Here is a 22,006-nt window from a genome sequence, read left to right as displayed (position 1 = left end):
GCACGGTTCACTGCAACGTCGTGATGACGCGAGAACAACCGCTCAGACGATGGGAGGTCGGAAGACACCAGACAGCCTGCCTGCAGGCAGTTCAAGCACCGGTAAAGGCGTATCGGCCACTACCGGGGGATGCGCACCGGCAAACAACAGCGCCGTCGCGGGGGGATAGATCGTGAAAACGCACAGGCATTCGCAGCCCACGCTGTCGGCACAGCTGCACTCGTCGGCATGGCTGGCAGAAGCCGAGTTGCCCGCATGCGCGTCGTGGCCACCGGCGATGGTTGCCCCGCGTTGGGCCAGAGCGCGCGGCGCCGGGTCACAGCTGGCACTGGCGGCACGGGTGATGCCCGCAACGCTCGGAGCACCTTCCGCGTGCAGCACCATGCGCGTGCTCGCCCATGCCCCGAGCACGCCTTCGACGGCGAGCACCAGCATCAGCAACAACGGCAGCCACACACGGTAGGACATGGAAATCAGAACCGTCTCGTTATTTGTATATACATACAATGAATAGCGCTACCAGAGAAAGCTTGTCAACCGCTGCTGGTCACGCTGTGCTCCCGTCCGTGCTGACAACCCGTGCCGATAAACCGCGCAAGCCCTTGCGCCAGCGTCGCTCCCGGCGCACATCAGGTAATGCATGTGCGCTTCATCAAAACGTGGAGAACAACGACTATCCTGCGATGCAGCATAGCCAGCGCGCGCGCAACCGCCTAGTCATTGAAAGTATGCCGGTGATGATTTTTTGTATTGACGCATGCAAGCTGTGCTAGCGATTTCACATGCAACTTTCTGCATCAGCATTGCACTGCGGCGGCAGCACATCGCACCTACCCCATTCATCGCAACAGGATCGTCCCCATGAGTCTTCAAACCCTTGCCCAACAGCCCGGCGTCGCGGCACAGGCCCCGGCCGAAACCAACGGCTTCGTGTTCAACCACACCATGCTGCGAGTCAAGGACATCAAGGCCTCGCTGGATTTCTACACCCGCGTGCTGGGCTTCCAGTTGGTTGACCAGCGTGATTTCGCCGAAGCGCAATTCAGCCTGTACTTCCTGGCCTATGTGCCGGCGGGCGTGCAGGTACCGGAAGACGACGCCGAACGTCGCCTGTGGATGGCCGGCATTCCCGGCGTACTGGAGCTCACCCACAACCACGGCACCGAGAATCAGGACGGCCCGGTCTACCACGACGGCAACAGCGACCCGCGCGGTTTCGGCCACATCTGCGTGTCGGTACCGGAGCTGGAAGCAGCCTGCGCCCGCTTCGAGGCATTGGACGTGCCGTTCCAGAAGCGCCTGAGCGACGGCCGCATGAAGAGCCTGGCCTTCATCAAGGACCCGGACGGCTACTGGGTGGAGATCATCTCCAATAGCGTGCGTGCTTGATTAAGTACGCGGCACTTTGAAGATCAGCTATTGCCCATGTAGACGGGGCGCAGTCGGGCGCCAATCGGCGATCTTCTACCCCGGGTGCGCTTTGCTTCCCCGGGCTACGTAACTACGGATTACATCCATTGCTGCTGACAAACAACAAACGCCGGCTTGCGCCGGCGTTTGTTGGTGTCGAACCACTTGGCAGGGGCTGCGACTTACTTCTTGAAGGTGCCAGCCTTGACCAGCACCATCTTGTCCGGATCGACGTACTTGCGAATCGCGCCGTTGACCTGCTCCAGGGTCACCGACTGGATCGCCTGCGGGTAGTTGTCCAACCATGCCAGGCCAACACCGCGTTCAACCGTGCCGATGATTGCCGCTGACATGCCGTCGGTATTGCCCAGTCCGACCTGGTAGCTGCCGACCATCGCCTGCTTGCGTGCGTCCAGTTCTTCGGCGGTGATGCCATCCTTCCACCAGCGCTGCAGTTCGCGGCGGGTGCTGGCAATGCCCTTGTCCATCAGTTCCGGGGCGAAGGTGGTGCTGATGCCCAGGCCGCCGTCCATGTAGTCGCTGCCCAGCAGGTTGCCGCCGATGCCATAGGTCAGGCCTTCCTTGGCACGCACCGCCGCCATCAGGCGACCGGTGAAGCCCGAACCCAACACATCCACGCCCACCGTCATCGGCAGGTAGTCCGCGTCCGTATACCGAAGGCCGGTGGCCTGGCCGAGGAAGACGCTGACACTGCTTTTGTCCTTCATCGCGATGCTGTGCTCGGCGGCCTTGGCCGGCAGCCGCGCCGGCGCGGTGCGCAGATAGTCCACGCCGCCGCTCCAGCCGTTGAAGCCGTGCGCCACTGCGGCTTCAATCGCCTTGGCATCGACGTCACCGGCAAACACCAGGGTCATGTGCGCCGGACCGTAGTACTTTGCGTGGAAGGCCTTGATCTGCTCCAGCGTTACCTGCGGCACGGCCTTGAGCATGGCCTCGCGCGGCACCGGTGCATTGACGCTGCCGGCCGGGAAAATGCCCAGCATCAGGGTCTCGCGCGCCATCGCGCCGGGGTTATCACTGGCCTGTCGCAATGCAGCTTCCAGCTGCACCTTGGCCTTGGTCAGTTCTTCGGCGGTGAAGGCCGGTTCCCGCAACTGCTCGGCGAGCAGATCGAGCACGGTCGGCAGGTCCTGTTTGAGGCTCTTGCCGTAGATGCCGATACGCGCCGCGCTGGGGCTCAGCGACAACTGCGCCCCCATGCCATCCAGCGTGTCGGAAATGGCGAACTTGTCACGATGGGTAGTGCCGGCTTCCAGCAGCATCGCGGTCAGCGTCGGCACCGCCGGATTGTCGGCCTTGGCGGCAAGGAACGCGTCACCCAACGGCATCGAGCCGGTGAAGGTGACCACATCCTTGACCCCCATCGGATACACGATCAGGTCGATGCCGGCTGCCTTGGCGTGCACGGCGGTGTCGGCGACGCCTGCCTGGGCGGCGAACGCGGCAAGGCTGGACAGTGCGGCCAGTGCCAGCGGAATCAGTCGAATGCGTTTTGCGTTGCTCACTTGCTGCTCTCCGGCACGAACCAGCCAACCGTGCTCTGCTCTGCGGTGAAATACGTGCCGGCGACGCGCTGCACGTCGGCCGGGGTGACCTTCTCAAGATCCTTCAAGGCGCCGGAATACAGGGTCCAATCGCCCATCGCGATGAACTCGTTGAGCGCATCAGCGGCCTGGTCGGTACCGTCGCGGCGATAGGCTTCCTCGGCACGGTACGGGCCAAGTACACGCTTGATTTCCTCAGCGGTAACGCCGTCGCGGGCAAGCTTGGCGATCTCGTCGCGGACGATCTTTTCGATGTCTTCGTGCTTGCTGTCCGGTGCCAGCGCAACGCTCAGCATGAACAGGCTCGGGTCGCGCTGCTGGTACATGCCACCGGAAACCGCCACCGCCTTGCTGGTGTCCACCAGCGCCCGCTGCAGGCGTGCACTGCGACCGCCCTGCAGTACCAGTTCCAGCACGTTCAACGCCGGGATGTCCTTGTCCAGGCCCGCCGGTGCCTTGTACGCCATCATCACCGTGCCGGTCTCGCCGGCCCGGCGCAGCGTCACCCGACGCTCGCCCTGCTGGTCCGGCTCGGTGGTGTAGACCTCGGGGATGGCATGCGGCGAACGCGGCACCTTGCCGAACTTGTCACCGATGCTGGCCAGCACCTGGGCGCTGTCGATATCGCCGACCACCGTGACCGTGGCGTTGTTCGGCCAGTAGAAGGTGTCGTAGAACTCGCGCAGTTTCTCGATGGAGACCTTTTCGATGTCGCTGCGCCAGCCGATCACCGGGTGGTGGTAGGGATGGGCATTGAAGGCGGTGGCCCACATCAGCTTCATCAACGCGCCATTGGGGTTGTTCTCGTTGCGCTCGTACTCGTTGCGCACCACGGTCATTTCGCTCTGGCGGTCCTTCTCGCGCAGCAGCAGGCCACGCATGCGATCGGCTTCGATGGCGATGTAACCGTCCAGCGCGGCCGGCGGCAACGTGGCGTAGTAGTTGGTGCGGTCCAGCGAGGTGGTGGCATTGAAGCCGGCACCGACGCGATCGAGGTAGGTATCGACGTTGTTCTGCCCGTCGAAGTGGGTGCTGCCCATGAACATCAGGTGTTCAAGCAGGTGGGTGCCACCGGTAGTCCCGGTCACCTCGTTGCGCGAACCGACGCGGTAAGTCATCTGGAAGGTCACCACCGGCGCAGCGTGGTTGGGCAGCAACAATACGCTCAGGCCATTGGCGTCGAGGCGGTACTCATCGATGCCATCGAGGGATTTGACGTGGGTGAAGCCATTGACCTTGACCGGCTCGGCCGAGGCAGCGGAGGCTGCCATCAGGCCCAGCGCAAGGCCGGCGCACAACAGGCGTTGCGAAATCATGCGTTGCGTTCTCTTGATATGCGCCCGGGGGCGCGGGGAAGTCAGCGACGGGGGTTCAATCCCGTCCTTGTGGGGTTGCGTCGTCCAGCGCGGAGAGCACGATCTCCGGCGTGAGTACTTCGGGCAGTTCGCGCGGTGGTCCGCCGCCGGCCGGATAGGCCAGGTTGAACGGCACTGCGCTGCGGTTCCATCGCTCGAGCTCGGCGGTGATCAGCGGGTCGGCATTGGTCCAGTCGGCCTTCAACGCTGCAACGTGGTGCTCACGGAAGTAGTCGCGCACCCGAGCGGAGGCGAAAACCACCTTCTTGTTGACCTGGCAGGTCGCGCACCAGCGTGCGGTGAAATCAACATAGATCGGCCGGCCTTCGGCCTGCAGCTGCTGCACACGCTCGCTGCTCCAGGCCTCCCACTGCAATTGCTCCGGCGCCGGCGCACGCGGCCAGCCAGACAGCACGGCCGTTACCAGCACCAGCACGCCGGCGGCAACGCTTAACCGGGCTCGACCGCCGCGGGCCTCAGGACGCGTACCGCGGCCATACAGCCACAGGCCGAACCCCAGCAGGGCGAGGGCCAGCAAGGCGTTGAGCAACGCCGCCTCCTGCAGCTGCCCGGCCAGTACCCACAGCAGATAGGCCACGGTGGCATACAGCGGGAACGCCATCAGCTGTTTGAACGTCTCCATCCAGGCACCCGGGCGCGGCAACAGCTTCACCAGCGACGGGAACACCGACAGCAGCAGATACGGCAGCGCCAGGCCCAGCGCGATCGCGGTAAACACCACGAACGACTGCACGGTGGGCAGCGCCAAGGCTGCACCCAGCGCCGGTGCCAGGAACGGCGCGCTGCACGGCGTGGCCACCACGGTGGCCAGCATGCCGCTGAAGAAGCTGCCCGCCACGCCAGTGCGTGTCTGCAAGCCGGAGCCAATGCCGGTGGCGCGCATGCCCACCTCGAACACGCCGCTGAGATTCATCGCAAAGCCCAGCATCACCAGCGCCAGTACGAACACGAACGGCGCCGACTGCAGCTGGAAGCCCCAGCCCAGCTGCTGACCACCTTCGCGCAGTACTGCCAGCAGTCCGGCCAACGCCCAGAACGACAGCAGCACGCCAGCGGTGAACGACAGCGCATGCAGGCTGACCTTGCGCCTGTCGTTGCCGGCCTGCTCGATGAAGCCGACAACCTTCAGGCCCAGTACCGGGAACACGCATGGCATCAGGTTGAGGATGAGCCCGCCCAGCACGGCAAACAGCAGGACGACAAAGGACAGCTGACGCGTGCCGCCGTCAGCGGCCGCCGAGGTCGGCGCCGGTCCCAGGTCAGCCGTACCGACCAGCGTGGAGGCTTCGGCTTCAGCCACGAACGGTAGCTCGATGGCAACACCACGATAGGCGCCCTGTGCATCGCTGTAGGCCAGCACGCCACGCAGCGTGGCATCGGCCGGCATGGTTTCGGCCGCATCCAGTGGCAGTTTCAGCAAGGCACGTGCGCCACGGTTGCCGATGGTCTGCGGCACCTTGTACGACACGAACTCATCGGCTGGGAAGAAGTGCAGGTCGACCATGTCGGCCGGTGCTGCCACGCGCAGGGTCAGACCATCCTTTTCGCGGGTTGCCGCCAGCTTCCAGCCATCGCTGGATGCGGGCATCGGCAAGGCTGCCAGCGCCGCCTGTACATCGGCATCGGCCTCCGGCGTATCGCTGCTGACCGGCACGCGCAGGCTCACCGCCGCCTTGCCCGGGATACAGACGGTCTCGCACATCAACCAACGTGCCTGCGCCTTCAGCGCGACCTCGCTGCCGGGCTTCAGGTCGGCCGGCGCGATAAGGCGCACCGGCAGGTAGGACAGGCCTTCGTAGCCGTGACCGGTGATATTGCCTTCGCGGTCGCGCACCAGGATCGGGGTTGGCCATTGGATGGCCTCAGCCGTCCAGCCGGGGGGCAAGTCCCACATCAGCTTGGTCGGCAGGCCAGTACCGGCGTTCTTCCAGAAGCTGTGCCAATGCGGGTCGTGCTGCATGCGCAGCGCCAACTGCAACGGCTGGCCCGGCTGCACCGAGCGCTGCGCGGCTACCAGCTCGGCCTGCACCTGTGCCAGCACGCTGCCGGGCAGCAGCACGCCCAGCAGCAACAGCGCCGTCAGGGCCGCGCGGCGGAGAACATCAACGTGCAGGTGCATCTTCGACCTTCTTGATCTGCGCACGCACCGCGCGCTCGACGTCCCACTCGCGCATGCCGACACCGACAATCGTGCCGTCGCCAGCGATCAGGTAGTTCTGCGGCAGCTGCACCACACCATAGGTCTGTGCGGCCTTGTCCTCGAAGCCCGGCGCCTGCAGATTGATCCAGGGCAGATCGTTGCTGCCTCCTTCTTCCTGCATGGCCTTGGTCCAATCGGCCTTGTCCTCGTCCAGCGACACGGCATATATCTCGAAGCCATGCGCGTGGAACTCGCGGTAGACCTTCAGCAGATGCGGGAATTCACCACGGCAGGGGCCACACCACGACGCCCAGAAATCCAGCAGCACCAGCTTGTTGCGTGCCAGCACCTCGGACAGCTTGACCACCTTGCCATCCACCCCGACGGCCTCGATGTCGGCATAGGGCTTGCCCGGCCCGAACTTCTCGGCCAGCTGCTGGGTCTTGGCGTAGTCGGCCGCGGCCTGCTCCATCTGGGTGATCAGCGGGTGCTCGCCCAGCTCCTGCTTGTAGCTGGCCAGCAGCTGCGCGCGGCGCGCCATGTCATAGCACTTCCAGTCGTAATTCTCGCTCAGCACCAGCAGCTTGAGCAGGGCCGGACCGTTGCCATCAATGAGGGGCGCGTCGTAATCGTTGCGGACCTTGGACAAGGCCGCGAACGGCGCAGCCACCGACTCACGCGCGACCTTCATCGCTGCCTCGTCGGTCTCGTCCACACCCTCGAAGGCCTTGCGGTTGGCTTCGCGGTTGGCCTTGAACGCAGCCACGTAGGCTGGATCCTCGAGATAACCGTAAACCCGCTCGGTGAGGCTGCCCCCCTTGGCCACCGGGCCCAGCGGGCCCTGCTCGATACGCAGTTCACCCGGTTCCAGCACCAGCTTGACCGACCCCAGATTGCCAACCATCAGCACCGCCGGCACTGCCTGTTGTACCTGGCCGCTGAGCACGAATGCCCCGCCCTGCGCTGTGGCGGAGGCTACCGGTTCGACATGCAGCGGGTCGGTGGCCAGCGACGGCACCAGCAACTTCAGTTCGGTGCCATCGGGCAGATCCGGCAGCGTGCCGCGGATGCTGTAGGCGGCACTGCCTGCCTGTGTCGCGTTGGCCTGCTGTGCAGGCGCGGAATCCGGCGCAGAAGCATTGCAAGCGCTGAGCGCGATGACGGATGCAACTGTGGCTGCCAGCAGGCAGGAGCGCGTGGTGTAGGCGATGGACTTCATGGATTTCCTTGCGATGGATGCGGCGCGCCGCCGACGAGGATCGGCGCGCCGCGTTGTTGCACGATCTGGGCGCTGCCTCAGAACTCTTTCTTGATGTCCAGGTAGAGCACCCGGCCACGGATGTTGACGCGGTTGGAGACGAAGCCGGACATGTTGTCAACGAATGGATAATCGCGGTCGAACATGTTCTGCACGCCCAGGCGCGCGGTCACTCCGCCCAACCAGCCGTCACGCTGGCGCTTGCGATAGCCCAGCTGTGCGTCGAAGGTGGTGTAGGACGCCGAGCGCCTGCGCGGGTTCTCGTTGGGGATGAAATCGTTGTAGTCGGTAGCGACCGCCGACAGCGGGTACAGCACCCGGTGCGCGGCGCTGTAATGGCTGCCCAGCGAGGCGAACCACGCATTGCCTTCCCAGCCGACGAACAGATCACCGGCCCACTTGCTCGGGCCCAGCTCGCTGTCCGAGTAGGTCAAGGTCGGCATCGACGCCAACGAGCGCGATGTCAGTTCCAGCGTGCGTACCGCATTGAGCTCGATGCGCCAGTCGCCCCAGTCGTTGCCGAAGTAGTAGCTGGCCGTGGTGTCGATGCTGCGCGAGCGGCGGCCCATGAAGTTGATGGCGCGGTTGTCCCACAGCATCACCCCGTTTTCGCCCACGGTGAAGGTCCCTTCGGGCATCTTGCTGATGTCCTTGAAGATCTCCGAATAGGTCAAACCCGACAGCGGGTCGCCGATATAGTTATCGAAGGTGGTGCGGTTGTAGGTGGCCGATAGCTGTAATCCACTGGCGAAGCCGGGTACCCAATCGAATCCGTAGGTCACGACGCTGGCGACCTGCGGTTTCAAATTCGCATTCGGGCCACTGAGACCCAGGATCTGGGTGACGCCATCGGGCAATTTCCCGCCGTTGTAGATTACCCGCGAGGTGTAGTCATCCATGATCAGCTGCCCGAACTGCTGTTGGGCCTGCGGTACCAGGAAGGACTCACCCCAAGTGGCACGTAGACGCAGTTGCTCGAGGGGCTTCCATGCCAGGCGTGCCAGCGGGCTGGTGCGGCTGAAACTGCGTGACACCGCGCTATCGCTACCGGTGATGCCACCGGCGCCATCATTGCGCAGGCCGGTGAGCTCCCCGACATCAAAGCCACCCAGCTCGCTCAGCCCAAACGAGCTGTCGCGCAACGCACTGTCACCCTGCTGGTCGAAGCGCTCGTAGCGTGCCGCCACAGTCAAGCTCAGCAGTTTTGCCAGCGGCTTGTCCTTCAACAGCGGTATGCCGATCTCGGTGAAAACCGCTTCGGACTTGCCTTCGCTCTCGGTGGACAGGCGCTCACCGAGATTGCTCTCGAAGCTGTAGCGCTGCTCGCGATGCTGTGCACCGAGGGCGGCTTCGATCTTGCCGGCCGGCAACTCAAACAGTTCACCACGGGTCAGCAGATCGATGGTGTTGGCACGCGCCTGGAAACGGTAGACGTGACGCTCGACCAGACTCTGCAGCAGCTCGCGGTTACGCGTGACGATGGCCTCGTTGCTGCCATCGCCAAACACGTTCAGGCCGTTGAGAACCTCCAGGGTGCGCGCATAGCCGTCGGCACCCATCGAACCAGTGAGATCCATCAGCGCGGACGTGGCGCCCTTCTCGCGGCCCATGCTGAAGGTCGCCTCGTAGTCCCAGCCCTTGGCGAAGGGCAACTTGCCGTTGATGCCGATATGGGCATCGGTATTGGTCTGCTCCTGGTCCTCGCTCAGGTTCATGCCGTTGAACTCGCGCTCGAACGAATACCCCACCAGCACATCACGTCCGAAGGTGTTGTACGGGTTGCTCTCCGGGATATAGGCGTTGTAACCGTCTTCGAAGATGCCGAAGTCGAACAGCGTCGGTCGCCAGTTCTCCTTGTTGATCTGGCGCACATGGCTGATGCCATAGTTCAGCTCGGTGGTGGGGCCCAGGTCATGTACGCCGCTGAGGCGTGCATAGCTGTTTTCGACCTTGGGACCGATGCGGCTGCGCTCATAGGTGGACGGTGCGGTGGCCGGGTCATACGGCAACAGGCTGTCCGGATCCAGCGCGCTGCCGTCCTGGCCACCGGGGATCACACCGATCACCTCGCCCACGAAGTGGTAGCCGATGCCCCAATCTTCGGATTCATAGACCACGCCCGGCTGGCCTTTGTTGCGGGTACGCCCGTTGATACCGCCACGATCAGTGAAGTCACCTCGCCCGTTCGGGCCCGAGTGGATCAGGCTGTTCACATCGGCCGGCAGGCTGCGCTCGCGGCCTGCCGCTGCGGTCACGTGGCCACTGCTGTAACCAAAGGTATGCGCCAGGTCCAGCCGTGATACATCGGCGCCGGTGCTGGAGTTCTCATGGCGCAACTGCGCGGTGGTGCCGTCATAGGACTTCTTCAGCACGATGTTGATCACACCGGCGACCGCATCGGAGCCATAGATGGCGCTGGCACCATCGCTGAGCACCTCGATGCGCTCGATCTGCGACACCGGGATGGAAGAAATATCGGTGTAGGCGCCCTGCGCCTGCGCCGAGCCGCTGCGGCGGCGGCCATCCACCAGGATCAGCGTTGAACGGCTGCCCAGGCCACGCAGGTTGGCACCGGAAGAGCCCAGTCCTGACACACCATCGCCATACGTGCTGCCGTACTCCACCTCGCCCAGCGCGCGCGAGGCGCTGGTGCGGTTGGAGAAGTTCTGCGGCAGGTTGCGCAGCACGTCCTCGATCGAGGCATAGCCGCGGCTTTCGATCAGCTGCGCGTCGATCACGATCAGCGGCGAGGCTGGATCGATGTTCTTAAGATAGGTACCGGTGACATTGATCGTCTCCAGCGTTTCGGCATCGCCGCCCTGCTGCACCACATCGCCGGCGCTGTCCCGTTCACGGATGGCGACCGTCTTGGCATTGACGAAGGCGTGCCTATAGCCCGTCGGTGCCAGCAGCTGCTGCAACGCGCTATCGGCATCAAGCGAGCCGTCTATCGCAGCGCTGCGCACGCTGGCACCGGCACCGCCTGCATAGACCACCTGCAGCCCGCTCTGCTCGGCGAATGCTTCCAAGGCCGATGCCAAAGGCTGCGCCGGAACGTCGAACTGGAATATCGCTGCCTGTGCCGCCGACCCAGCCCCCTGTGCCGACTGCGCCAAAGCAACATTGCCGGCACCCAGCAGCAGCGCTACCGCCACTGCTGTCACCAGCGTGTGTTTACGAAGATTAGTGCTGGACCCCATGGATAATTCGCCCCCGAAAGACATCGAATGGTTACCGAAGCAACCGGCGTCACCTGCTGGCGAAACCGGCCTCTTGTTACATCCGTGTGTCCGAGTGCAAGAAAAGGGTACTCACTGCAGAAAATATTTTTTCAAACTGCGCGGCAGCACTTAGTGGCGGCTACCGCGGCCATCGATGACGTTACGGTCGGCCTGCCGGCTGACCCGCAACTGCGAGCAGCATTCCAGGAACTGCAGGAAGGAGTCCGCGTCATCGGCATAGAACACGCCGCTATAGCGCTGCTCGCGGACCAACGGGTCGGTGACCACGATGGGACGCGGGTTGTAGCGGTTGAACTCACTGATGATGTCGGCCAGGGTGTCATTGCGGAAACTCAGCCGGCGCTTGCCATCGACGGGTTCGTTCGGCACTTCCAGCGGCATCCGCAGCATGGCCTGCTGCCCCTGCGGGATCCGCGCCTGCTCACCGGCCGACAATGCGGCCGGACGCCCCAGTGACTCCACCTTGGCCTTGCCTGCTTCCAGGGTGGCGACATCATCGCGCCACAGTGATTCCAGCCAGCTACCGTTGGCAGTCACCTTGACCTTGCCTTCGCTGACCGCGACCAGCGTGCCCGAAGGCAGCCGGTTGACGGTGAAGCGCGTGCCCACCGCCTGCACGGTGTTGTCGCCGGCATGCACGCGGAACGGACGGCTGCTGTCATGGGCCACATCAAAGGTGGCTTCGCCGTCACGCAGCTCGATATCACGCACCCCGGCACTGAAACGCACGGCGATATACGAGGCCGGCGCCAAGGTCACCATCGAGCCATCGGCCAAGGCAATGTTGCGCTGCTCGCCAACCGCACTGGCGTACTGGTACACCGGCACCTCCGGCTGCAGCAGTTTCCAACTGCCCAACAGCAGCGCACTGGCGGCAACACCGGCAGCCAGCGCCCAACCAAAGCGACGCCGACGGCCACGCGCCACCGGCGCGGCGGGCGCCGGGCTGGCGACCGGCGCCACTGCCGGCGCATCGCGCAGCGCCACCACGTTGTCCTGCACCTGTGCCTGCGCCAGCACCGCGTCCAGATCGAAGGCCTGCAGCGCCGCACTGGTAGCCAGCTCGCGCTCCACCAGCTGCGCCATCAACAGTTCTTCAAGATGCAGCGGCGAGCGCGCCACCCAGGCTGCGAAACCGCTGCGGTCGGCGTCGCTGGGCGTGCCACCCATGACGTGCAGCCACTCTGCGGCCTCACGTGCGGCGCGCTCCCGGCTCTGCTGCGGCGATGTGCGATAGATATTCATGGCTTCACCCGCCCTGCCCGTAGCAAGGTCCACATCCTGTTCATCGTTCCAAGCTCGCGCGTACATGTGCCAGCGCTTCAACACTGTATTTCTTCACCGTATGCACGCTCAGCCCCAGCCGCTGGGCGATCTGCGCATGGCTCAGGCCCTCGCGTCGCTCCAGCAGCAGCACCGCCAACCGATTGGGCGGCAGCTGTGCCAGCGCGTCACCCACCTGTCGCTCAAAGAACCCACCACCCTCGCTGAAAGCCGCCTGCCCGGGGTTCTCGGCGACTGCCTCAACCACGGTCGAGTCGTAGACCATGCGCCCCTGTCGCTGGCGCATGTTGAACTCGCTGGCCACATGCGCGGCGATGCCATAGATGTAGGCCAGTGGATTACGCACGGTCTCGATGTTCTGCACGCGCAGCAGGCGCAGGTAGACCTCCTGCACCAGGTCGCCCAGGTCCTGGGCCTCGGCCACCCGCCGGCGCAGGAAGCGATGCAGCTCGGCGCTGTAGTCATGGACCGCGCGGGCCGCGAACTCGCGGCCGGGCTGTTCCTGTTCAGCCGGCGACATCACCGCCTCCACGCCAGCGCCTACGGCACCGGCCTCTCCCGCTTGTCATCAGCAGCTCCCAATGGCGGGCGACAGCGTGGCGCCCCCTTGACCATGCAGTGCGTGGCAAGGGGCGATTTGGGTACTCCGGGCGTTCAATTCGTTCAGCCAATCATCACATTGGCGGCCAGCTTACCGGGGCCGGAACGACAACGCCCGGCATGGGCCGGGCGTTGTCGTCACCGCATCAGGACGCGATCAGGGCCAGTTCTGCTCCCCCTGTCCCTGCACTCCTGCGCCACGCCGGCAACGCCGGCCCTGGCAGTCATCCAGTCGGGCCCCGTCAGCTGCGCCCATGCCGACGCCCCCGCCACCCTTGCCGTAGGAGATCCGCAGACCAACGCTGTTGCTGGAGGCGCTGTTGCTGCCTTGATCCCGACCGAACAACAGCGAGATCAGCCAGCCATTGCGGGTCTGCATGTCCAGCCCAAGCCCGGCGGTGAGCATGTTGTCGGCGTAGCCCTGCATCTTCAGCAGATAGCCATCCGTGCTGGGCTGCTGCACATAGTTCATCCACGCATCACCGTTGTTGGACAGCGACTGCCGGTACTCCAACTTCCAGAACGGCCGCAGTTGCAAGCGCTCACCCTGCCAGCTGTAGCTACCGTCAAAGCCCAGCGCCAACCCGCTATTGCGTACAGTCTGCCGTGCATAGGCCAGGTCGTACGCCTGCAGACCATGCTCGCGGTAGCCGTCCAGATGGGTTTGGCTGCCATCAAAGCGGCCATAGCCGGACAACGTGGTGGCGCCGTGCTGCTGCTGATAGCCGAAGGTCAACGCCCCGAAGGTCTGGCTGCCATCGCGTTGGCCCACCGCAATGGCGTTGGCGTCATCACTCCAGCGTGCGATGTCGAAGTCCAGCCGGCCCTGCGCCAGCACACCATCAACAAACACGTGCTCGCCGGCACGCCACAGGCCATACACCGCCAGAGAGTACTGATCGGCATCCATCCGTGAGGGTGAGTTGTCCAACCGGCTGCGGTTGCGGCCCAGGCTGGCGGCCATGCCCAGCAGGCCGTTGTCGCCATAACGACGGTCCACGCCCAGGCTGATGCCATCGGTGTTGAAGTCGAAACCCCCTCCCTGCTGCTGACCGCTGCTGCCAAACGTGGCCGTGCCTGACATCCAGCCGCCCCAACCGCTGGGCATGCCAGTGAACTGGTTGACCGGCAGCTGCACCGGCACCGACAAGGCCTGTCCAAGCAGGTCGCCGGCATAGGCCAGCGTCAACGTCGCCGAAGACGGATTGCCACCCGAACGCACCTGCTGCAGGCGCGACTGGATATTGCCCAGCTGCACGCGACTGAAGCGCACGCTGGCATCCACCTGCGCCTGCAAGCTCCCACGCACGTTGGCGTCGGCGGTCGGGTCAGGCCGTGCATTGACGGTCAGGTTCAGCTCCACACTGGCTGCGGTATAGCCCCCCTGCGCTGCCTGGTGTGCGGTCAGGGTAGCGCTGCCCTCGCCCACCAGCGTCACCGTGCGGCCGCTGATCGTCGCCACGCCGGTATCACTGCTGCTGAAGCTGAAGGCACCCGCACTGTTGCTGCTGGGATCAGGGAGATCGAAGGCGGCCTCGCCATACACCTTGTTGATGCCATCCAACCACGTCAGCGACGGCGCAGCAGCCGCAATTTCCACGTGCAGCACGGCCTGCTGTGCCGCCAGATACTGGCCGTTGCCGGCCTGGTCGATGGTCAGCACACAGGTGCCCGCATCCAGCATGGTCACCACATTGCCCGCCACGCTGCAGATCGCCGGCGAACCGCTGCCGTACACCAGCGGGTTACCGGACTGCCCTCCCTGTGCCGATACGACGAAGGTTCCAGCCGTGGCGAACACGGGCTCGGCGGGATCGGTTGCCATGTCATGGATCACCTGCAACCCCGCCTCGACCTTCAGGCTGAGGCTGGCGGTGTCGGCAAAGCCGTTCGCGTCCGTCACCTGCGCGGTGAACGCGAACGTTCCTGCCATTTCCGGCACGCCACTGATTTCACCGCCCGCGCTCAACGACAGCCCTGCCGGCAGCTGCCCGTCGGCAATGCTGTAACTGTAAGGTGCCGTACCGCCCTGGCTGTAGAGCTGCATGCGGTAGTGCTGCCCGCCAAACGCCGTGGTCAGCTCCGACGTCGCCAGTTCCAGGTTGGCGTTTGTGACCACCAGCGTGTAGCCCTGTGCCACCGTGAACGGCCCGGCACCGGTGCTGCTGTCAGTACTGCTGACGGTGAAAGTGAAGTTACCGGTCTGGGTAGGCGTGCCGCTGAGCAGGCCCGCATCCGACAGTTTCACGCCAGGCGGCAGGCTGCCCGAAGTCACAACGTAGGAATAGCCCTCAATGCCACCATGGGTGACCAACTGATGCTGGTAAACGGAGCTGGCAACAGCGTCCGGCACACCGCTGTCCATCGACAGGCTGGGCGGGCCAACCATCACATCAACCGTCGCCGTTGCGCTCGAGTAGCCGTCCATCACCGCGTAAGTGAAGCTGTCCGGGCCGACGTAGCCAAGGGTCGGCGTGTAGGTCAAGCGGGTACCCAGGACATCGGCCGAACCATTGCCAGGGCCCACAATGACGGTCACCGCCTGGTAGGCACCGGTGACCGAAGGGGTGATTTCCGTCGCAGTGCCATAGGCAACGTTCTGCGTGACCGGATGGGCTTCAAGCAGCGGCACCATGAACAACGTATTCGACAGCGCCGAGGCCGCGCCCTCACCGACACTGTTGATGGCTACTACGGCGAACGAATAGTGCACGCCCTTGGTCAGGCCGGTCACGCGTATGGGTGAGCCGGTACCCACATATGTGGCCCCTCCCACGGTAGCGGGGTGCGGCAACACCTGATAGCCGGTAATCGCCGCGCCACCGTCGAAGGCCGGCACGGTGAAGCTCACCTCGGCACTCGTCTCGGACAGCATGGTGGCGCTGCCAATTGCCGGCGCTGCGGGCACCACGGCCTGCACGATGAAACTCTGGCTGACCCGCGCTGCCGGGTCATGGCTGGCATCGCCGGCTTGGTCGGCATGCACGGTGCAGGTGCCCACCGATGCAAAGCTGAGCACCTCATTGGTGATTGCACACACCGATGCGCTGCCGGCATCCACCGCCAGGCGCACTGGCAAGCCCGAACTGGAGGTGGCACTCAGCGTCGGCGTGGTGCCGAAGTCGTAGCTGCCGGCCACACTGAAGGAAATGGTCTGTGCGGCCATCGGCTGCAATGCGTTGGATACGGCCGAGGCGGGGCTGTCACCGGCGCTGTTGCGTGCCAGCACGGAGAAGGTATAGCTCTGCCCTGCGGTCAATCCATCCACTGCCACGGGTGAGCTGTTGCCCACGAACGGGCCACCCGCTACAGCCGGTGACGGCACCACCTCGTACTGGGTGATCGTCGCGCCGCCGTCGAAGGCCGGTGCGGTGAATTGGACCTCTGCAGCGGTTGCAGACGTCATCGTCGCGACACCGATCACCGGCGCCGCAGGCACCACCGCCTGCACGGCGAAGCTCTGGCTAACCCGCGTGGCTGCGGTGAAGCTCGCGTCGCCACTCTGATCAGCATGGATGGTGCAGTTACCCACTGTCAGGAAGCTCAGCGCGCCCACGCTGGTGATGGTGCACACGCTTGTAGAGCCCGAAGTGAAGGTTACTGCTGCGCCCGAATCCGTGGTCGCCGTCAAGGTGGGCGATGTGCCGAAGTTCTGCGGCCCCGGGTTGGTAAACGTGATGGTCTGGTTTGCGGTGGGTGTCACCGCGTTGGATGGGCTTGACGCTGGACCAGCACCAGCACTGTTGTTGGCAGTAATCGTGAACTCGTAGGCTCGGCCATTGGTCAGCCCGGCCACCGCAATCGGGGAGCTGGAAGCACTGACCGGCGATACATCAGCCGGAATGACAGCAACGGTGTAACCGGTGATGGCTGCGCCGCCGGAGAAGCTGGGAGCGTCAAAGGCCACACTAGCCGCACCGTCGCTTGCCGTGGCCACGGGATTCTGCGGTGCTCCTGCTACCACAGCGTTCACGGTGAAGCTTCGGGTGACTTGGGATGCTGCCAGATAGGAAGCGTTGCCAGCTTGATCCGCGTTGATGGTGCAGGTGCCTGCAGTCACGAAGGTCAGCGCGCCACCGGTGGTGATCGTGCAGACCGCGGTCGTGCTGGACGTGAACGCAGGCGTCAACCCGGAATCCGAAGTGGCCGACAACGTCGGTGTCGTACCGAAGTTCTGTGCCCCCGGGTTGTTGAAGGTGATGGTCTGGGCCGCTGCGGGTATGACCGAGCCCGATGCACCTGACGCCGGTCCGGTACCGGCACTGTTGTCGGCAGTGACTGTAAAGGTATACGACTGGCCATTGGTCAAACCCGTCACCACGATCGGAGAGCCTGCGCCATTGACGGGGGCGACATCGGCCGGACTGACAGTGACCGTATACCCGGTAATGCTTGCCCCGCCGGTGGTGGTGGGCGCAGTGAAGGCCACGCTGACCTGGGTGTCACCGGCGGTGGCAACCACGGAGGCCGGCGCACCGGCGACGGTCGCGTTGACGGTGAAGGTACGCGAAACCTGCGTCGCCGGCAGGTAAGAGCTGTCGCCCGCCTGATCAGCCAGGATGGTGCAACTGCCTGCCGTGACGAATGCCAGCACCCCGTAGGAGGTGATGGTGCAGACACCTGTCGTGGCGGATGTAAAGGTCACATCCAGGTTCGAATCCGCGGTCGCCGTCAAGGTGGGCGATGTGCCGAAGTTCTGTGAACCCGGGTTGGCAAAGTTAATAGTCTGTGGCGCGGCAGGAACGACGCTGTTGCTGATCAAGGATGCAGCGCCGGTGCCCGCCGAATTGGTCGCCGTTACCGAGAAGGTGTAGGGCACGCCGTTGGTCAGCCCGGTCACGGTGACCGGCGAGGATGAGCCGGTTCCGGTATTGCCACCAGGGTTTGCAGTGACGGTGTACCCCGTGGTGGTGGCGCCACCGTTGCTTGCCGGCGCGCTGAAGGTCACCGAAGCCTGCTGGTCGCCGGCAGTCGCCGAGCCTATGCCAGGCGCAGAAGGAGCTATCGCATTGACCGTGAAACTACGGGTGACTGTGGAAGCAGCGTTCGTCGACGCGTTACCCGCCTGGTCCGCATCAATGGTGCAAGTGCCGGCGGAAACGAATGTCAGCGCGCCACCACTTGTCACCATGCACACGCCTGTCGTTGACGAAGTGAAGTCGATCGCAAAGCCCGTTGCTGCCTCACTTACTGTATAGGCAGAGCTGGCAGTCAGCGTAGGCGTAGCACCAAAGTTGTAGCTGGACGGCTGGGTGAAGGTGATGATCTGGTTGGCCATCGGGGTGACACTGTTTGACGTGCCGGACGCACTGCCAGTGCCCGACGCATTTGTCGCAGTGACACTGAAGGTGTAGGCCGTGCCATTTGTCAGATTACCGATGCTGATGACACAGGCGCTTGGCCCGGCGCAGCTGCCGGTGGCTCGGCCAGGGTTTGCGGTTGCCGTATAGGTGGTGATTGGCGACCCGCCGTTGCCGGGAGCAGTGAAAGTCACCGTCGCTTGCGCGTCACCAGCCGTCGCCGTGCCGATGGTAGGTGCACCCGGCGCGACGGGTATCGCAACGGTATGAGTGCTGCCACTGCTGTAGGACGGGATAGAGTTACCCGCATCATCGACGATATTGGTCGACCCATTGAGATTCACCTTGAGGGTGCCGTTGCCGGAGATGCTGGCAATGTTCACGTTGACCGATGAACCGTTGGATGCGGAGACGCTGGCAATAGTGCCGGTGGCGGATCCCGTTCCCACCAGGGTGAAGTCGTCTGTGGAGACATTCGTCACCGCCTCATTGAAGGTGACGGTGAAAGCCATCGACGTATCCGTCGCCGATGGTGACCCGGACACCGCGATGCTACTGACAGAAGGCGGCTTATTGTCCACCGTGGCATTGGTGGTGTCGGCGGTGGTGGTTGTGCCGGCTGCGTTGGTCGCACTTACGCTGATGTTGCGATTGGTTGCATCGATACTCCCGGAGGAGATCGTGTAGGTAGCCGTCCAAGTGCCACCACTGTCTGACGCGGCCACGGCAGAGCCGCCGCCGAACTCGCTGAAGTCCATGGTGACGCCGGTGATTCCGGCGTTGTTGTCACCGCTGTTGGTGTTGTTCCAGGTTGCAGTAATCGTGTCGCCGATCTTGTAGGAACTGTCCAACCCATTTGCACCGGTGATACTTATGCGCGCGTCCGACACCAACGGCAACGCCAACGGCGCCAGCGCACCTGCAATCGTGAAATTCCGAAACTCGAAATATGGCTTGGTGCCAGACCCGGAGCTTGTGTCGAAGACAAGCTTGAAGGCTTTCAACTTGACACCATTGAACGCTGCCAGCTGCGACGGACCAAAGGAGAACGTCTCATCCTCCGCAGTGGTACCACTCAAGGTGACGGAGGTAATTATGGAGTCATCCGGTTTGATGCCGACAATACGCACGTTGGTGAACTGCCCGCCGAGGGCCGGCGCTTCCCCCGCCTCCAGCCCAGTGAGCTCGAAAGTACCTGTACTCATTCCGTCGGCGGCGACTTTGAAGTAGGTACCGGTCGTCGAAGTGTTGTATTGATTTTGAAGATACGCAACGTGCGGAGCATAGGCATAGATGCTGACGTTACCGATGGGAGAGCCACCCGCATCCCATCCGGTAACAATGAAATCCGTGGACGTAAGATTGATATTGTTGTCGGTCCATCCGCTCGAAAACGCTTTTACCCCAGCAGACGCAGCTAGCACCCCGGAGTAGTCCCGCAATGCCTTTTCCGAGAATGCCAGCGATGCCCTGATGTCACCGCGCTGAACTTCCAGCAACCAATCCCCGCCCTGCGCCGCAGCGCCTGTCAGGTTGGAGGATGCCGCCACGTCCATCCCGCTCTGGTCACGGATGATGTCCAGCAATACCTCACCGTCGTCAGTTGCTGCCAGGTCGCAGCCATAGAACAACAGGTCCGCGCCTTCGCGCACCGAGGTACGCAATGCCTGCAACGCCCCCAACTCGGCATGCAGGGATTCGGCGGTAATCCGACTGCTACCCAACTGCAACGCACCCGGGCTGGCATGCGACACGACATGGATCGCGGCAAGGCCCCGATACCCACGCAGGGCCTGCACCAGCTGCGGCAGTCCTGGATGACCCGCATCGATCTCAACCACGCCCACGCCAGGATTGAGCCCCGCATAAAGGGTGGCACGGTCCTGCACCGAACTGTCGATCACGACCAGCTCGGTGATGCCTGCATGCCGCTGGATGTCCAGCGTGTCGCTGGACTGTTCAATACCGGGCCGCTGCTCGCGGCTGGTGGCCTTGCCAAGCGGCAGGCTTGTGACAGCATCACCCTGCCCCATCCGCATATAGCTGCGTGGCTGATAGCCACCGCGCATCAGATAGCCCCCTGCAGAGGATGCGGCGGTGTGCGCCGAGAACGGGAGCAACAGCGTGGACAGTGCGCCGAGCAGTGCGTGCTTCATGGGGTGGCCTTGGTGATGAGCGGAGCCTGGGTTTCGGAACGACGGGCGGCGATGATGCCGGCCGAGGTGCCCGTCTGGTCCTGCCAGAAATCCATGTCCTGGTACTTATTGAATAGATCCGGCGGCAGGATGCTGCGCCGGGCCTTGAACTCGACTTTGCGGCGCACGTCGTGCAGCCCTTTGACACCCAACTGCTGGTCGAAACTTTCTTCGGCGTAGTCGACGTTGTCGAAGTCGTGCACGAATTCCGCTTCACCCAGGAACTGGTAGACCAGTTGCATGGTGCGCGCCGGGTGGCGGGTCAGCAGTTCGTAGTCCACCAGCAAAAGGCGCTCGGAGAACTCGCCGTAATAGGCTTCCTTCAGCGCGGTCCAGGCACCGCCGACCACGCCACCGGCACTGATCAGCTGTTCGCAGCGGCTGTACACCGTTTGCCGCGTGGCCGGGTTGTACATGCGGCTGTAGTCGAACGGATTGCGGCGATGAATGGCCTCGAAGCTGTCCATCACCCAGGCCGGGTTGCGTACGCAGCAGATGAGCTTGAAGTCCGGCACCAACCCGGCCAGCTGGTGCATGCGTGCGGTCCACTGGCGGTTGGTGTCAAACACCACCTGCGCCGGTGTGTCGGCGTAATAGGCGTGCAGGATGGCGTTGCAGATGGCCTTGCGCTTGGCCTCGTCAAAGAACGCCGCCGATTCGCCACCCGCGCCCATCTGCTCCAGCGCGCCATTGATCAGGCCTGCAACCGGGCTGCTCATGGCCGCGTGGAAGCGTGGGTTCTGGCGCAGGATGCCGGCCAGCAGGGTCGAGCCGGAGCGTGGCAGGCCGGCAATGAAGTGGTAGCGCTGGCTCATGCGCGCAGCCCAACCGCCGCCGCGTGAGCAGCAGCCATCGTCCAGCACCGAACGCGCACCACCCAGCCTGGCGGCACGCCTCTCGCAACACACATACAGCCCCCTGTCATGACGTCCCCGCCGGCCGCGCCGGCTTTGCTGCTGGTTCTGTTAGGTAAACCGGCTAAAGCGTCGCGCGATCATCATGACCTTTATGATCCACGTCACACTTTTAAACTGCCAATCCCACAAACCAACGCGGACGGCACCGCGAAGCAGATGCCCAGCGTCATCGGCAAAGACCGCCCGGACATCCCACAAAGCAAAAGCCCGGCGCTAGGCCGGGCTTCGAGCAACGTCGGGGGAGAGAGGACCGGGCTGCTGGATAGGATTATCCGCAGCCTCGGTTACGCCCCTGTGACAGGACTTACTCCACGGTGACGCTCTTTGCCAGGTTACGCGGCTTGTCCACGTCGGTGCCGCGGGCCAGGGCCGTGTGGTAGGCCAGCATCTGCACCGGGATGGTGTGCACGATGGGGCTGAGCACGCCCGCGTGGCGCGGGGTGCGGATCACATGCACGCCCTCGGAGGCATTGAAATTGCTGTCCTGGTCGGTGAACACGAACAGTTCGCCGCCACGGGCACGCACTTCCTGCATGTTGGACTTCACCTTCTCCAGCAGGCTGTCGTTGGGGGCGATCACCACCACCGGCATCTCCGCATCCACCAGCGCCAGCGGCCCGTGCTTGAGCTCGCCTGCCGGATAGGCTTCGGCGTGGATATAGGAGATTTCCTTGAGCTTGAGCGCGCCTTCCAGCGCGATCGGGTAATGCAGGCCACGG

Annotated in this window: 12 protein-coding genes; 1 reads left to right on the top strand and 11 read right to left on the bottom strand. The window is 63.9% G+C overall.

What is annotated here, in order from left to right; all coding sequences use genetic code 11:
• Window positions 1–42 precede the first annotated feature (42 nt).
• Window positions 43–468: a CopL family metal-binding regulatory protein gene (locus RT460_RS14410; RefSeq protein ID WP_313319612.1), complete on the bottom strand. Its 426-nt coding sequence runs from the start codon at window positions 466–468 to the stop codon at window positions 43–45.
• A 393-nt stretch (window positions 469–861) separates the two neighbouring features.
• Here RT460_RS14410 and gloA point away from each other — a divergent pair, with 393 nt between their 5' ends.
• A complete protein-coding gene (gene gloA, locus RT460_RS14405) occupies window positions 862–1,389 on the top strand; it encodes a lactoylglutathione lyase (RefSeq protein ID WP_313319611.1) in 528 nt (175 codons plus the stop codon).
• Window positions 1,390–1,592: 203 nt separating this feature from the next.
• Here gloA and RT460_RS14400 read toward each other — a convergent pair whose 3' ends face one another.
• From RT460_RS14400 to RT460_RS14355, 10 genes are all read right to left on the bottom strand, one after another.
• Window positions 1,593–2,936, bottom strand: a complete 1,344-nt coding sequence (locus RT460_RS14400) for a pitrilysin family protein (RefSeq protein ID WP_313319610.1) — start codon at window positions 2,934–2,936, stop codon at window positions 1,593–1,595.
• A complete protein-coding gene (locus RT460_RS14395; protein ID WP_313319609.1) occupies window positions 2,933–4,291 on the bottom strand; it encodes a pitrilysin family protein in 1,359 nt (452 codons plus the stop codon). Before RT460_RS14395 ends, RT460_RS14400 begins: the two co-directional genes overlap by 4 nt.
• Window positions 4,292–4,346: 55 nt before the next feature.
• Complete coding sequence (locus tag RT460_RS14390) at window positions 4,347–6,470, bottom strand: thioredoxin family protein (RefSeq protein ID WP_313319608.1); 2,124 nt, start codon at window positions 6,468–6,470, stop codon at window positions 4,347–4,349.
• Entirely contained in the window at window positions 6,454–7,710 is a 1,257-nt protein-coding gene (locus tag RT460_RS14385) for a TlpA disulfide reductase family protein (RefSeq protein WP_313319607.1), read from the bottom strand. Before RT460_RS14385 ends, RT460_RS14390 begins: the two co-directional genes overlap by 17 nt.
• A 77-nt stretch (window positions 7,711–7,787) precedes the next feature.
• Entirely contained in the window at window positions 7,788–10,949 is a 3,162-nt protein-coding gene (locus tag RT460_RS14380; protein ID WP_313319606.1) for a TonB-dependent receptor, read from the bottom strand.
• 150 nt (window positions 10,950–11,099) lie between these two features.
• Entirely contained in the window at window positions 11,100–12,236 is a 1,137-nt protein-coding gene (locus tag RT460_RS14375) for a FecR domain-containing protein (RefSeq protein ID WP_313319605.1), read from the bottom strand.
• A gap of 40 nt (window positions 12,237–12,276) precedes the next feature.
• A complete protein-coding gene (locus RT460_RS14370; RefSeq protein WP_313319604.1) occupies window positions 12,277–12,795 on the bottom strand; it encodes an RNA polymerase sigma factor in 519 nt (172 codons plus the stop codon).
• A 237-nt stretch (window positions 12,796–13,032) separates the two neighbouring features.
• On the bottom strand, window positions 13,033–20,331 hold the full coding sequence (locus tag RT460_RS14365) for a fibronectin type III domain-containing protein (RefSeq protein ID WP_313319603.1): 7,299 nt from the start codon (window positions 20,329–20,331) through the stop codon (window positions 13,033–13,035).
• Window positions 20,328–21,185 carry a sulfotransferase gene (locus tag RT460_RS14360; protein WP_313319602.1) on the bottom strand — a complete coding sequence of 286 codons (858 nt, stop codon included), beginning with the start codon at window positions 21,183–21,185 and terminating at the stop codon, window positions 20,328–20,330. The genes RT460_RS14365 and RT460_RS14360 overlap by 4 nt, the downstream gene beginning before the upstream one ends.
• 406 nt (window positions 21,186–21,591) lie before the next feature.
• A partial coding sequence (locus tag RT460_RS14355; protein ID WP_313319601.1) for an SIS domain-containing protein occupies window positions 21,592–22,006 on the bottom strand: 415 nt, incomplete at its 5' end.

Origin of the sequence: Stenotrophomonas sp. (assembly GCF_032061965.1) — a bacterium.
GTDB lineage: Bacteria > Pseudomonadota > Gammaproteobacteria > Xanthomonadales > Xanthomonadaceae > Stenotrophomonas.
The sequence above is the reverse complement of the archived record's forward strand: the minus strand, read 5'-3'. Positions and strand labels throughout refer to the sequence as shown.

What these genes read in the sequence shown, in the direction of transcription:
- RT460_RS14370 (WP_313319604.1), bottom strand. Translation starts at nt 12,795, where the DNA reads ATGTCGCCGGCTGAACAGGAACAGCCCGGCCGCGAGTTCGCGGCCCGC.
- RT460_RS14380 (WP_313319606.1), bottom strand. Translation starts at nt 10,949, where the DNA reads ATGGGGTCCAGCACTAATCTTCGTAAACACACGCTGGTGACAGCAGTG.
- RT460_RS14395 (WP_313319609.1), bottom strand. Translation starts at nt 4,291, where the DNA reads ATGATTTCGCAACGCCTGTTGTGCGCCGGCCTTGCGCTGGGCCTGATG.
- gloA (WP_313319611.1), top strand. Translation starts at nt 862, where the DNA reads ATGAGTCTTCAAACCCTTGCCCAACAGCCCGGCGTCGCGGCACAGGCC.
- RT460_RS14390 (WP_313319608.1), bottom strand. Translation starts at nt 6,470, where the DNA reads ATGCACCTGCACGTTGATGTTCTCCGCCGCGCGGCCCTGACGGCGCTG.
- RT460_RS14385 (WP_313319607.1), bottom strand. Translation starts at nt 7,710, where the DNA reads ATGAAGTCCATCGCCTACACCACGCGCTCCTGCCTGCTGGCAGCCACA.
- RT460_RS14410 (WP_313319612.1), bottom strand. Translation starts at nt 468, where the DNA reads ATGTCCTACCGTGTGTGGCTGCCGTTGTTGCTGATGCTGGTGCTCGCC.
- RT460_RS14365 (WP_313319603.1), bottom strand. Translation starts at nt 20,331, where the DNA reads ATGAAGCACGCACTGCTCGGCGCACTGTCCACGCTGTTGCTCCCGTTC.
- RT460_RS14360 (WP_313319602.1), bottom strand. Translation starts at nt 21,185, where the DNA reads ATGAGCCAGCGCTACCACTTCATTGCCGGCCTGCCACGCTCCGGCTCG.
- RT460_RS14375 (WP_313319605.1), bottom strand. Translation starts at nt 12,236, where the DNA reads ATGAATATCTATCGCACATCGCCGCAGCAGAGCCGGGAGCGCGCCGCA.